Annotated in this window: 14 protein-coding genes and 1 other annotated feature; of the genes, 13 read left to right on the top strand and 1 reads right to left on the bottom strand. The window is 34.8% G+C overall.

Annotated elements, in window-relative coordinates; all coding sequences use genetic code 11:
• Positions 1 to 19: 19 nt before the first annotated feature.
• The 13 genes from HCJ45_RS11575 to HCJ45_RS11515 all read left to right on the top strand — a co-directional run bounded on the left by HCJ45_RS11575 (position 20) and on the right by HCJ45_RS11515 (position 13163).
• On the top strand, positions 20 to 913 hold the full coding sequence (locus tag HCJ45_RS11575; protein WP_187124904.1) for a carbon-nitrogen hydrolase family protein: 894 nt from the start codon (positions 20 to 22) through the stop codon (positions 911 to 913).
• Positions 914 to 1069: 156 nt separating this feature from the next.
• Positions 1070 to 1837: an ABC transporter ATP-binding protein gene (locus tag HCJ45_RS11570; RefSeq protein ID WP_185381291.1), complete on the top strand. Its 768-nt coding sequence runs from the start codon at positions 1070 to 1072 to the stop codon at positions 1835 to 1837.
• Complete coding sequence (locus HCJ45_RS11565; RefSeq protein WP_187124903.1) at positions 1827 to 3806, top strand: ABC transporter permease; 1980 nt, start codon at positions 1827 to 1829, stop codon at positions 3804 to 3806. Before HCJ45_RS11570 ends, HCJ45_RS11565 begins: the two co-directional genes overlap by 11 nt.
• A gap of 60 nt (positions 3807 to 3866) precedes the next feature.
• Positions 3867 to 4544 carry a two-component system response regulator VirR gene (gene virR, locus HCJ45_RS11560; RefSeq protein ID WP_187124902.1) on the top strand — a complete coding sequence of 226 codons (678 nt, stop codon included), beginning with the start codon at positions 3867 to 3869 and terminating at the stop codon, positions 4542 to 4544.
• A 70-nt stretch (positions 4545 to 4614) separates the two neighbouring features.
• Positions 4615 to 5490, top strand: coding sequence for an SDR family oxidoreductase (locus HCJ45_RS11555; RefSeq protein WP_187124901.1), 876 nt, complete (start codon positions 4615 to 4617; stop codon positions 5488 to 5490).
• A 19-nt stretch (positions 5491 to 5509) separates the two neighbouring features.
• The gene (locus HCJ45_RS11550; protein WP_187124900.1) at positions 5510 to 5968 is read left to right on the top strand and encodes a hypothetical protein; all 459 of its coding nucleotides are present in this window, start codon (positions 5510 to 5512) and stop codon (positions 5966 to 5968) included.
• Between the two features lie 19 nt (positions 5969 to 5987).
• Positions 5988 to 7727: an adenine deaminase gene (gene ade, locus HCJ45_RS11545; protein ID WP_187124899.1), complete on the top strand. Its 1740-nt coding sequence runs from the start codon at positions 5988 to 5990 to the stop codon at positions 7725 to 7727.
• A 19-nt stretch (positions 7728 to 7746) separates the two neighbouring features.
• Positions 7747 to 8787: a sensor histidine kinase gene (locus HCJ45_RS11540; protein ID WP_187124898.1), complete on the top strand. Its 1041-nt coding sequence runs from the start codon at positions 7747 to 7749 to the stop codon at positions 8785 to 8787.
• A gap of 246 nt (positions 8788 to 9033) precedes the next feature.
• Positions 9034 to 9273 (top strand) — a binding site (T-box leader).
• 55 nt (positions 9274 to 9328) lie between these two features.
• Positions 9329 to 9970: an amino acid ABC transporter permease gene (locus HCJ45_RS11535; RefSeq protein WP_185347228.1), complete on the top strand. Its 642-nt coding sequence runs from the start codon at positions 9329 to 9331 to the stop codon at positions 9968 to 9970.
• Between the two features lie 10 nt (positions 9971 to 9980).
• The gene (locus HCJ45_RS11530) at positions 9981 to 10628 is read left to right on the top strand and encodes an amino acid ABC transporter ATP-binding protein (protein ID WP_185347226.1); all 648 of its coding nucleotides are present in this window, start codon (positions 9981 to 9983) and stop codon (positions 10626 to 10628) included.
• Positions 10629 to 11444: an amino acid ABC transporter substrate-binding protein gene (locus HCJ45_RS11525; protein WP_185381296.1), complete on the top strand. Its 816-nt coding sequence runs from the start codon at positions 10629 to 10631 to the stop codon at positions 11442 to 11444.
• Between the two features lie 91 nt (positions 11445 to 11535).
• Positions 11536 to 12642, top strand: coding sequence for an iron-containing alcohol dehydrogenase family protein (locus tag HCJ45_RS11520; protein ID WP_187124897.1), 1107 nt, complete (start codon positions 11536 to 11538; stop codon positions 12640 to 12642).
• Between the two features lie 2 nt (positions 12643 to 12644).
• Positions 12645 to 13163: a GNAT family N-acetyltransferase gene (locus HCJ45_RS11515; protein ID WP_185381298.1), complete on the top strand. Its 519-nt coding sequence runs from the start codon at positions 12645 to 12647 to the stop codon at positions 13161 to 13163.
• Here the strand turns inward: HCJ45_RS11515 and gltC are convergent.
• A complete protein-coding gene (gene gltC, locus HCJ45_RS11510; RefSeq protein WP_185347221.1) occupies positions 13160 to 14047 on the bottom strand; it encodes a glutamate biosynthesis transcriptional regulator GltC in 888 nt (295 codons plus the stop codon). The two genes, HCJ45_RS11515 and gltC, sit on opposite strands and share 4 nt — an antisense overlap.
• Between the last annotated feature and the right edge of the window lie 103 nt (positions 14048 to 14150).

Here is a 14150-nt window from a genome sequence, read left to right as displayed (position 1 = left end):
TATTGGAGCGGAAAAACGTATGTTAAAAATTGCTTCAGTACAGAAAAAAGCAGTTGCTAATAATAAATTGGCTAATTTAAATTTAGCTATCCAACATATCGAAACAGCTGCGAAAAATGGAGCAGATTTAGTGCTTTTTCCAGAAATGTGGTCAAATGGATATGCGCCTCCTTTTGATAAAGCCTTCGATTATCCGTTACATCCTGATTTTAAGAAAGAACGTGCTATGTGGTTAGACGAGGCGGTAACAATTGATAGCGAGTATGTCAAAGTCCTCAGAGAGCAAGCTAAACAACATCATATCGGTATTTGTACGACTTATTTATCAAAAATAGGTGAGAAAAGACAAAATACGGCAATTATTATTGATCGAAATGGTGCGATTATTTTAGACTATGCAAAAGTACATACGTGTGATTTTTCATTAGAGTGTTTACTTGATAGTGGTAATGAATTTCAAGTATGTGAGTTTGAAGGGGTTAAATTGGGTGTGATGATTTGCTTTGACCGAGAATTTCCGGAAAGCGCCCGAACACTTATGCTAAAAGGCGCTGAAATAATTCTTGTTCCTAATGCATGTGATATGAATCCAGCGCGACTGAATCAACTTAACGCTAGAGCTTTTGAAAATATGGTTGGTGTGGCAATGGCAAATTATCCTGGTGAGAATTGGGGACAATCTTGTGCCTTTTCTCCAGTAGTTTTTGATAGCGATGGTAAATATATTGATAATGTGATTTTTCAAGCAGAGGCTAGTTCGGAAGCTATTTATATGGCAGAATTTAATGTAGCGGAGATAAGAAATTTTCGAAAGACAGAGGTTTGGGGAAATGCCTATCGAAAACCACAGACCTATGCTTCACTTGTAAATGAGGAAGTAGTGGAGCCATTTAAACGAAAAGAAAAAAATTAATGAGTCTTACTTAATTTCGTGGAGCGGTTAGTCTATTGGATTAATCGCTTTTGTATGATAAAGTTTAGATTTTTCTATAAATACAACTATAGCCCATAGTATCTTTTATAAAATTAAGGTAGAATAAGCAAATAATCTAGTAACAGGAGGAAAAGAATGGAGACCGTACTAAAAGCGCACAAAGTTAGAAAAGTATATGGCTCAAAGGGAAATTTGTTTTCTGCATTAGGAAGTGTTAGCTTTGAAATACAAAAAGGCTCATTCGTTGGGATAATGGGACCTTCTGGGGCAGGTAAATCAACATTGCTTAATGTGTTGTCTTCCATAGATAAACCTACTTCTGGAGAAATTGAAATTGGTGGAAAGCAACTTTCAAAAATGAAAGCAAAAGAAATGGCACTTTTTAGAAGAAACCAACTGGGCTTTATTTTTCAAGATTATAATTTGCTTGATACAATGACTGTAAAAGATAATATTGTTTTACCGCTTGCGTTATCGCATGTTAAACAAAAAGAAATTGATGAACGGTTTGAACTTATTGCTCGTCAGTTTGGCATTTATGAGCAGCGAAATAAATATCCAACCGATATATCAGGTGGACAAAAACAACGAACGGCAGTATGTAGAGCGATGATTACGGAGCCTACCCTTATTTTCGCAGATGAACCAACTGGTGCGCTCGACTCCAAGGCTGCAACTAATCTTTTAGAAGGTCTTGCTAAAGCTAAAAATATCCGTGACTCAACAATTATGATGGTTACCCATGATGCCTTTGCTGCAAGTTATTGCGAGCGAATTATGTTTATTAAAGATGGAGAAATTTTCACGGAAATCTATCGAGGAAATAATTCAAGAAAACAATTTTTCCAAAAAGTGTTGGATGTTTTGGCGCTTCTTGGGGGGGACGAAAACAATGTTATTTAAAGTAGCACTTACCAACATGCGAAAAAACTTTACGCAATTTATGGTATATTTTGTTTCGCTTATTGTCTGTGTACTCGTATTCTTTACATTTGTTTCTTTGTCTTATAATCCTCTTATTGATAAGGTTTTTAAACGCTGGGAACTATTTGGGCCGGCGATGTTTTCTGCGGCAAGTATAGTACTTATTTTATTTATCTTCTTTTTTATTTTTTATTCGAATAGCTTTTTTCTTAAAAGACGAAAACGTGAAATTGGCTTATATTCGTTGCTTGGCCTGCGTAAATCCCAAATTGCTTTAGTGCTTTTCTTTGAGAATGCTATGATGTATATGTTAGCGACGGTATTTGGTATTTTACTTGGTATCTTTTTTTCTAAAATGTTTGCCATGCTATTGTTTTGGATTGTTGGTTTAGCGATAAATGCACAGTTTCTTATTTCTACATCAGCGATTATAAATACAGCATTGGTGTTTTTAGCAATTATGTTATTTACATCTGTATACGCCATCATCGTTGTATTACGTTATAATTTAAGTCAATTATTTAAGAATGACGATAAAGAAGAAAGAGTTGCAAAAGGCTCATTTTTTCTTATGGTAGTGGGGCTTATTTTAATTGGGATTGGCTATTTTATCGCAACTCGCAATATTGAGGAATCACCTATTTGGTTGAAATATGATTTTCTGGATATAAATCTATTTATATTATGTGCTGTAATTTTGGGAACTTGGCTAACTGTCAGATTTGGAACGCCCTATGTGATTAAAAAACTGTATCATAATAAACATTTTTTATACAATGGTACCAATCTAATAGGGATTACATCACTGCGTTTTAGATTGAAAAAGAATGCAAGTACAATTGCAATGATAGCGGTCTTAAGTGCAACTACTTTAACAATCATTGGTTCATTGAGTAGTTTTTATGTTCGAACACTCAATGATATTACAGAAGATAATCCATCGAGTTATCAAGTACGAAATCTAACAAGTAAAAATGAACAGCAAATAATTCAAACCATTAATACTGACAAAAATCATCAGCTAAAAAGTATCATGAAAACAGAAATGGTTAGAGCTAATTTAGAATATCGAGAGAATAGCAAAAAAGATTCAGAACAACTACAAATGATACACCCCATTGTTGCTGAATCTGAATATGCGCGAATTGCAGCAAAACAACAAAGTGATTTTGTGAGGCCTGAAAAATTACAATATGGTGAGGCAATTTTACTTGGGAAAAATGTTTATTATGCAAGACCAGAAATTCAGAATGATTGGTTGGAACGGCAAATAACAGTGAAAACAGAAAAAGCGACTAGTCAAAAGATGGCGCCTATCAAAGTAATTGGTTTTCGAGAATTTTCGATTTTTAATACCGGGATTTCCTATGAAACATTAGTCGTTTCGGATGAATATTATAACGATATAAAAACGTTAGCATCAAGAGAAACAGTAGGAATGTTTAATATTACAAATTCAAGCCATAGTGAAGAATTAGATAAAAAAGTTCAAACAATTGTGGATGGAAAGCCTTCGCTATTCTCAGAAAAAGTGTCTTCCTACTATACAAACTATCATATGATTTCGTTACTTGTAGGTTCATTTTTATTTATCGGTATTTTCATCGGAATTGTCTTTTTCTTAGCCACTGGAAGTATTATTTACTTTAAATTAGTTACAGATGCGGTAACGGAAAAAGTGAAATTCCAAATATTATTCAAGCTAGGCGTCACAGAGAAAGAAATAAGAAAGATAATTTCCAAACAAATTTGGCCCATTTTTGTGATTCCTTTATTTTTTGGAATTGCGCATTCAATGGTTGCGCTTTGGGGAATATCTATTAATTTAATCGATAATATTAAATTTCCAGTTTTAATTGGGACAGGTATTTATATTGTATTGTTTGGTGCTTATTACATGCTTTGCGTCAATTCATTTACTAAAATCGTTACGGCAGATAAAAAGTAATTGGCTTTTATAGGTATTTCAGCTAAAATGAAAAGAGAGTTCTGCCGAGGAGGTATGATGATGGTAAAGGTATATATAGTAGAAGATGATGAGGTAATTCGTGATACGATTCGGAAGCATTTAAACAAGTGGGGATTCGAAATTGGTGTAGTGGATGATTTTAATAATATTTTACAAGAATTCTTAGCTTTTGAGCCACAACTTGTAATTTTGGATGTGAATTTGCCTTTCTTTGACGGATTTTATTGGTGTAATCAAATCCGGGAAGTTTCTAATGTACCAATTATCTTTTTATCTTCCCGAAATTCCCGTATGGATCAAATTATGGGAATGAACATGGGAGCAGATTATTATATTGAAAAACCTGTGGATTTGGATGTTTTAATGGCTCGAATTAACGCACTTTTACGACGGACTTATTCCTACGCAGATTTAGAAGAAGCAAATGTAATGGAACATAATAATGTTTTTCTGCATATTGATACAAATACACTGACACATTTAGAAGATAAAATCGAACTAACTAAAAATGAATTTTTAATTTTATATGAATTAATGAAACAAAAAGGTAGCATAGTGAGCCGAGACGAAATTATGCGTGCGCTTTGGGAAGATGAAAGCTTTGTAGACGATAACACACTCACAGTTAATGTGGTTCGAATTCGTAAAAAATTAGCAGAAATCGGCTTAGAAGAATTTATTAAAACCAAAAAAGGCCAAGGATATATGATTGAATGAGTAATGAACAGGAAGATGGCGCTAACTGATTGCGTACTTCCTGTTTTTCATAAATAAAGGAGGAATTAAATTGAAAATACTTGTTTTAGGCGGGACGCGGTTTTTTGGGAAGAAATTAGTAGAACGACTTGTTGCAGCGAGGCATGATGTTACGATTGGTACAAGAGGAAAAACAACAGATAATTTTGGCGATGAAGTAAAACGTGTTGTTTTAAATCGTGAATCTAGGGATGATTTATTTCAATTAGCTAAGGAAGACTGGGATGTTATTTATGATAATATTTGCTTCTCACCACAAGAAGCACTTTATGCAGTAGATGCTTTTAAGGGCAAAGTAAAACGATACATATATACTTCCTCATTATCTGTATATAGTCAAAAAGGGTATGCCTTAGTAGAGGAAGATTTCAATCCAAAACAATATGAAATTGTCAGTGGTGATAAAGAAGATTTTGATTACGGGGAAGGAAAAAGACTGGCAGAAGCGGTATTTTTTCAAAAGGCATCTTTTCCAGTTGTAGCAGTACGTTTTCCAATTGTTCTTGGAATGGATGATTATACAAAGCGACTGCATTTTCATTTGGAACATATTAAAAACCAACAAGAAATTGGTATTAGTAATAATCAAGCAGAAATTGGCTTTATTACTTCTGATGAGGCAGCTCGTTTCTTAGAATGGATAGGTATATCAACAGAAATTACTGGACCAATGAATGCTAGCTCCAATGGAACCTACTCGTTAAATGGATTTATCAAAATGCTTGAAACAAAAATAGGTCAGAAAGCGCTTGTTGAAGAAGTGACCGACGACGAAGATAATTCACCATTTGGGATTGAAAAAACCTATTATCTTGATAACTCAAAAGCAACGGAAGCAGGCTTTATATTTGATAATCTGCATGATTGGTTACCAAAACTAGTGACAAAAATTTTACAAGAAAATTAATTTGGAGGAAATAAATATTATGTTGAATTTTGAAGAGAAAAAAGCGTTAATAGAAGCAGTTGGTGGTTTTGAACTGCATGAAATTTCAATGGATCGTGTGAATGTACACTATCCTGCAAGTAAGCGCGATAAAAAAATAATCGTCAAACATTTACATCCTAATGGAAATGCATTTATTTATGCACCATTTTTAGAAGTAGAACCACTGGATAAACAAGGATATGTCAACGTAAAAGATTACTCCGAAAATGAAATTCGAGTGTTGCTAGAGGAAGCAAAAGAATATATGGATAAAGATGAAGCAGGCTATAAAGAAGGCCTTACAAAAATATATCAAGATAATCATGGGGATAAACTATCACTCGTTTATGAGAATGAAATGTGGGTTATTTATACAGGCGAAAATTTAGAAGCCGTTTTTCCAACAAAAGAAGGCGCAGAGGGATATTTGCTTGACGAAGGATTTTCGGAAGTATAAATTACGGAGGTGAAATTGGGTGGAGAATTTAAAACAACTGCAAGAACGTGTAGCAGTCAGTGATGGTCGAGCAGAGGCAGATTTAGTTATTACTAATGGAAGAATAGTCAATGTCTTTTCAGGAGAAATTATCGAAGGAGATATAGCTATTAAAAATGGTTATATTGCTGGGATTGGTCATTTTCCAAATAGTGCGAACGTGATGGATGCAGCAGGAGAGTTTATTGTTCCAGGCTTTATTGATGCGCATGTCCATGTGGAAAGTGCCATGGTAACACCTGCTGAATTTGCTCGTGTCTTATTACCAAATGGCGTAACAACTATTATTACTGATCCACATGAAATAGCGAATGTTGCTGGTGAAAGAGGCATTGAATTTATGCTGGAAAATGCAGAAGATGTGCCACTAGATATGTTTGTAATGCTTCCATCATCAGTTCCAGCAACAGAAGGAGAACATAATGGTGTGACTCTCCATGCAGAAAAACTTCACCCACTATACGCACATGAAAAAGTAATTGGTCTTGCGGAAGTGATGGATTTCCCGTCTGTCGCAAAAGGAAACGCGGATATATTGACTAAAATTATCAATGCTAAAAAAGAAGGCGGCAGAATTGATGGACATGGGGCTGGGTTAACTAGCGCTGATTTGAATAACTATTTAGCTGTAGGAATTCGAACAGATCACGAAAGTACAAATGCCACAGAGGCCATGGACCGGTTGCGTGCTGGCATGTTTGTGATGCTCCGCGAAGGAACTGTGGGACGTGATTTACTTGCAACAATCCCGGCAGTCACTTCTAGAAATAGTCATCGCTTTTGTTTTTGCACAGATGATAAACTAATTAATGATTTAATTACAGAAGGGTCGATTAATTATAATATTCGCCTGGCAATTGCAAATGGTATAGAGCCAATCACAGCAATTCAAATGGCGACAATCAATGCAGCAAATTGTCATAATCTACCATATTTAGGAGCCGTTGCAGCGGGGTATCAAGCTGACATTGTTTTTCTAAAAGATTTACAAACCGTAGAAATATCTAAAGTATTAAAAAATGGACAGGTTGTCGTTGAAAATGGTGTTAGAAAAGAAGCAGCCTTCCAACAACGAAAATCAACACAATTCGTATCACCAAAAATCAATCATCATTTAACACGAAAAGATTTAGAACTTCCCCTTAAAAAGGCAATGTGTTATGTGATTGGCATGCAACCCAATAGTCTATTCACAGAAAAACGAATAGAAGAAGTGTCTGTCCAAGCTGGCTTGTTTGTTCCATCGATAACTAAAGACCTACTTAAAATGGCGGTTGTCGAACGGCATCATGATACTGGTCATGTGGGTGTCGGTATCGTTAAAGGATTTGGTTTAACGGAAGGTGCGATTGCAACTACTGTCGCGCATGATTCACATAATATTGTCGCAGTTGGTGTCACAGATGAAGCGATGGAAGCCGCCATTAATCATATAACAAATTGTGGTGGTGGAATTGCTGTAGTAGACGCATCTGGTAAAGTATTACACGATTTAGCTTTACCAATTGCTGGGCTTTTAAGCGATCGTTCTTTTGAAGAAGTGGAAGAGGATTTAGCCGGACTTATAAAAGCATTTAAACAAATTAGCCAAGCAACAGGATTTGATCCATTTTTAACATTGTCATTTTTAACATTACCTGTTATTCCTGAGCTTAAATTAACAGATCAAGGTTTATTCGACTTTGCTACATTCCAAATTATTCCCAACGAAGTAAATTAACGAAAGCGAGGAAATCCATATGAATTGGTGGAATTATATTAAGGATAAACGATTTTTCTTATTGTTTTTTTGTAGCATAATGTTTTTCGTTGGTGTACTAATTTCTATCGACCCTAACAGCAAACTTACACTAGGAAATTTCATTTATTTATATATTTTTGTCTTCGTTTTTTTACTTGCTTATCTTGTGCTAGGCTATTTCTTTAAATATAGTTATTGGCACGAGATGGAAGAATTAGTAAGTGGTGAAATGGAAGAAAATATTATTGAGCTTTTGCCAAAACCGCGAACTCGTGAACAAGCTTTTTTTAATCAATTGATGGCGAAAAAACATCAAGAAGAACTGCGAGCTATTAGTAAATTACAAGATAAACAGCAAGAGTATCATGATTTTATTTTATACTGGGTGCATGAAGTGAAGACTCCTGTTGTTGCAAGTAAGATGCTAATTAATAATCCTGATTTAAATGATACAAAAACGATTTTTCAACAAATTGATGAGGAATTAACAACGATTGATAAATTAGTTATGCAAGCACTTTATTTTTCAAGATTAGATACTTTTTCCAAAGATTATTTTATCCAAGAGCAGAATCTTGGAGTTGTAGTTCGCGAATCTGTCAAGCGCCATTCCAAACTTTTTATTGGGAAAAAAATGAAGTTGGATTTACAAAATGTGGATCTGGATGTGCGAACAGATAGTAAATGGCTTGGTTTTATTCTCGATCAAGTTATATCTAATGCTTTGAAATATACAGCAGAAAGTGGCGAAATAAAAATTTGGTGTGATACAGAAGCTAGTGGAAAAAAAGTTCTGCATATAAAAGACAATGGTCGCGGAATTAAAGAAGAAGATTTACCACGGGTTTTTGAGCAAGGCTTTACAGGCAATACTGGTCGACAAGAAAAGAAAGCCACTGGTATGGGGTTGTATCTTGCCAAACAAATGGCTAAAAAATTAGGTCACGAAATTTGTATTGAGTCAAAAAGCGAACAAGGAACAGAAGTGAAATTGTACTTTGAGCAAAAAGATGACTATTTATTAATTGCGAAAGACTAGTTCAAGCTGTAAACCATGTAAGTAGGTAAATAAAATAATGCTATATAATAGAAGCACTTTAAACCAGATTCAATAGGTTAAAAGTGCTTTTTAATATCAAAAAATTTATAGAAGCAGCGAATGTATCAATGTAAAAATGCCTCTTTATGGCTAACTCTTTGTAAAAGCATTTAATTAGTTCTTTAAAATTTTTTGTAAAACAGTTGACTCTATCGCTTTATCGTGGTAGAGTATTAGCAAGAAGAAGTAAAAGCATTGATTAGAACAAGTAGAGCGTAATTCTTTTACAAGAGAGTCCTTGGTTGGTGCGAAAGGATAAAGATAGCGTTATCGAACACATCTAGGAGCTGGTTTGCTGAAAAGTGAGTAGTAGGTGAACTCGGGAAAGCCCGTTATAGCTTGTTAGTCTAGCACTAACAGAGGCTGGTACTGTGAAGTATTAGTAAATTGAGGTGGAACCACGTGAATATTATTCTCGTCCTCTTGGTAGTTTTATGCCAAGCGGACGAGATTTTTTTATGCTAAAAAGGAGCGAATTTAAATGGACTATATAACAGAAATTTTACCAGCATTACTTGATGGGGCGAAAACAACACTTTTGGTTTTTGCAGTGACCCTTGTTTGCTCGATTCCCTTAGGTGCTATTGTAGCAATTGGCAATGTCAGTAAAATAGCCCCCCTTAAATTTATTTTAAATATTTATATTTGGATCATGCGAGGGACCCCTTTACTTTTACAATTAATTTTTATTTATTATGGCTTACCAATTATTGGAATTGTTTTTGATCGAATGGATGCTGTATTTATTGCTTTTATTCTAAATTATGCTGCTTATTTTGCAGAAATCTTTCGTGGTGGATTTTTATCAATCGAAAATGGTCAATATGAGAGTGCAAAAGTTCTTGGTCTTACATATGGACAAACACTTCGAAAAATTGTCTTACCGCAAGTAGTCAAACGTGTACTTCCTGCTATCGGAAATGAAGTGATTAATCTAGTTAAAGACTCTTCATTAGTTTATATTCTAGGCATTGGCGATTTACTTCGTGCAGGAAAAATTGCGATGAGTAGAGATGTCACTTTAATACCACTAGTGTTAGTTGCAGCGATTTACTTAGCGCTAACAGCTATTTTAACTTTACTATTCAAACAATTGGAAAAACGTTTTAGTTATTATAAATGAGGTGAAAAAAATGTTGGAAATTAAAAATTTAACGAAAAAATTCGAACAAAAAACGATTTTAGATAATGTTAATCTTTCACTTAAAGACGGAGAAATCCTCTCTATTGTTGGTCCTTCTGGTGGTGGGAAAACAACCTTGCTTCGTTGCATTAGCGGTCTCGAAAAAATGGATTCAGGAGAAATTTTGATTGACGGGGAAGTGGTTGATCCGATGTCTAAAAAGGATGTCGAAAATACTATTGGAGTTGTTTTTCAAGAGTTTCACCTATTTCCGCATTTAAGTGTGATGGATAATTTGATTTTAGCTCCTACACTAGCTCGAAAAACAAAAAAAGAAGCGGCTAAAAAAGAAGCAGAACGATTACTTAGTTTACTTGATTTAGCAGATAAAGCAGATAGCATGCCATATCAACTATCGGGCGGTCAAAAACAACGTGTTGCTATTGCCCGGGCACTTGCGATGAATCCAAAAGTTTTGTTATTTGATGAACCAACTTCAGCTTTAGACCCAGACTTACGTGACCATGTTGCATCACTCATTTTAAGTTTAAAACAAGTTGGTATTACACAAATTATTGTAACGCATGATCATGCATTCGCTGAAAAAATAGCGGATCAAATGTTAGAAGTAGAACCATTAAAAAAGGAGGCAATTTAAATGAAAAAAGGATTATTAGTAGCAGTAATGGCAATTTTTGTATTAACGCTTGTAGCTTGTGGGAAAAGTGAGGCAAAAGAAGACCAGTGGAGTAGAATCGAAAAAGATAAAGAAGTGGTAGTCGGTTTAGATGATAGCTTTGTCCCAATGGGGTTCCGTGATAAAGACGATAAGTTAGTTGGATTTGATATTGATTTAGCTAAAGCTGTTTTTGATGAATATGGTATTAAAGTTAAATTTACCCCTATTGATTGGTCTATGAAAGAATCAGAATTAAAAAATGAATCAATTGACTTAATTTGGAATGGCTATACAGTAACAGATGCTAGAAAGAAAAAAGTTGATTTTAGTAAGCCTTATATGAAAAATGAACAAGTCTTAGTAACGCTTAAATCAAGTAATATTAATAAATTTAGTGATATGAAAGATAAAACGCTAGGTGCCCAAAATGGCGCTAGTTCCATTGATGATATGGCTAAAAATCCAGAAGTACTAACTGATATTATTGCAAACAATGAACCAGAATTATACGATACTTTTGATGTTGCTTTTATTGATTTAAATAATAAACGTATTGATGGTTTAATCATTGATGAAGTCTATGCTCGTTATTATATTGATAAACAAAAAAATAAAGACGATTATAATATCATCACAGGTGGATTCGATGCAACCGATTTTGCAGTAGGCATGCGTAAAAGCGACAAAAAACTGCAAACAAAAATAAATGATGCGTTTAAAACTTTATATGACGAAGGAAAAATGCAAGAAATTAGTAAAAAATGGTTTGGTGATGATGAAATTGTAAAACAATAGCTAGATTGACAGCCAGTTTAAGTTCCTATACAATTTGAATTATAAATGTCGCAGCCGAATTGACGACCGTGCCAGACAGAAGGGATGAATTTTGTTGAATAAAGAATTGATTGTTCGCGGAGCTCCGCAAGAATATTTATGTCAAGTAGGTGCATGGGATACATTACCAAACCACTTAGAACGACGTGGCTTAGAAAATGTATTAATTGTTCGTGGAAATGCTTCTTGGGAAGTTGCCAAAAAGAAATTCCCTAAACTACCTGCTATTACATCTACTTTTGAAACCTATAATGGGACTTCTACTTATGAGGAACGTGATCGTCTAGTAGCTATCATGAAAGCTAATAAGATGGATGCTATTATTGCTGTCGGCGGTGGAAAAGTGGCAGATGTTTCAAAAGCTGCTGCAGCCGTTTTACGATTACCTGTAATTATTTTACCGACACTTGCATCCACCTGCGCAGCATACACACCTCTAAGCGTTATGTATGATTCAGAAGGTGCGATGATTCGTTATGATGTTTTTGCAAGTAGCAATGCATTACTTTTAATCGACCCGGAAATGATTCTTGATTCACCAAAAGAATTACTTGTTGCAGGAATTGGTGATACACTTGCAAAATGGTATGAAGCAGATGTGATTATTCAATCTCTTCCTATGAAATCAGTTGAAATTGAAATTGCCCACTTTGCTGCCAAAATGTGCCATGATAATTTGCTGAATTTTAGTGAAGAAGCTCTTTTAGCAATGGATAAACAAGAACTCAATGAAGCGTTTATAAAGATTATCGAAACAAATATTTTAGTTGGTGGAATGGTTGGAGGTTTTGGTGATGATTATGGTCGTTGTGCAGGAGCGCACTCTATCCATGATGCGCTAACAATGGTTCCAGAGACACATCATTTACTTCATGGAAATAAAGTTGCTTATGGCATTTTAGTCCAATTAGTGATTGAAAATAGATGGGATGAAATCGAACAATTATTACCATTCTATACAAAACTTGGCTTACCTGCTAGCTTATACGATATGGGTCTTGCTGCTCTTTCAGAAGAAACACTTATGGCTGTGTCCGAGCGGGCGACAGAAGAACATGAAACGATTCATATGATGCCAGGTGAAATGACACCTATCGTTGTTTTAAATGCAATAAAACAACTAGAAGAAAGTATGGCTGCGAAACGAGTGACTAAATAAACATGATGATACGAACAGAACAACCAAAAGACTACCAAGCTATTCGCCAACTGAATGAACAAGCTTTTAAGGGGACTGTTGAAGCGGATTTAATTGAACATATCCGAGAATCTGAATTTTATCAGCCAGGATTATCCCTTGTAGCAGAAGCAGAAGATGGCCAACTTATAGGATACATTATGTTTAGCGAAATCTCTTTAGAAACAGAAAATAAGAATAGGTTTATTCTAGCTTTAGCCCCACTCGCTGTTCTTCCAGAGTTTCAAGGGGCGAGAATTGGTTCTAAATTAATGGAAGAAGGAATTCGGCTATCACGAGAAAAAGCATATCCTGCAATTGCGGTATTAGGACATGCTGATTATTATCCACGATTTGGATTTAAAACTTCAGAAGCATTTGGAATTCCTTCACCATTTGATGTGCCAGCTGAATATTATATGTTATTAGAATTATATAATGGTAGTTTGGAAAATCTTCAAGGTGCGATTCAGTATCCAGAAGCATTTGCAATGAATGACTAATTAGAAAAAAAGGAAATAATAAACGAGCGGAACAAATTCTCAGAAGGGGATAAGTTCCGCTTTTTTGTCGTAATAATTCCCACAGAGCGGCGCAATTCCTTATCACGCAAGGCGATACTTTTTGTTTCTTTGAAAATAGCACCATCTAAAATCATTTCTGGTAAAATACTAATGCCAAGTCCAGCCCCAACTAAACCTTGAATTGTATAAAAATCTCGACTTTGGAAGGCAATTTCTGGTTGAAAGCCCTTTTTAATGGCAGTATTTGTAACTATTTTATATAAATCAAACTCTTCAGGGTAAAGCACAAATTTTTCATTAGCTAGTTCTTTGAGCGATACATTAAAATTGTCAGCAAGCGGATGTGTTTTAGGGACGATTAATTTTAGTTTTTCATCAAAGAAACGAATAGCTTCGAGTTGTTCACTGGATTCTGGTACAGGAGATAAGAAGCTAATATCTAAGACGCCACTAACAAGCATATCAGTAAGTTCTTCGTTTGTTCCTTCCATGAATTGATAAGTAATATGCGGATATTTTTCTCGAAAACTAGAAATAACAGAAGGCAAAACTTTGGTGGAAAGTGAGTTCGGTAAACCAACACGAACGGTTCCTTTAGTTGGATCGGTATATTCTGTGACGAGTGCTTCCGCTTTTTGTAGTTCATTTAAAGCGATAGCAGCTTGATTTAAGAAGTCCTGACCAACACTTGTTAGTTGCATATTTCTTCCAATACGGTCAAATAAAGGTACGCCTAATTCTTCTTCTAATTTAGTTATCTGTCTACTAACGGCAGATTGTGCTACATGCAAATTCTCACTTGCTTTTGTCATATGCTCTACTCGAGCTACTTCCATAAAATATTTCAATTGTCTAAGTTCCATGCGTGACCTCCAATTGTTCTCGAAATGAGATTGTTTTATTCTATTATATATATTGTTTCGATAAATGAAAAGGAATAAAATAGATACTACAAGAAATGTAAGG

This window comes from Listeria immobilis (assembly GCF_014322845.1).
Lineage (GTDB): Bacteria > Bacillota > Bacilli > Lactobacillales > Listeriaceae > Listeria > Listeria immobilis.
The sequence above is the reverse complement of the archived record's forward strand: the minus strand, read 5'-3'. Positions and strand labels throughout refer to the sequence as shown.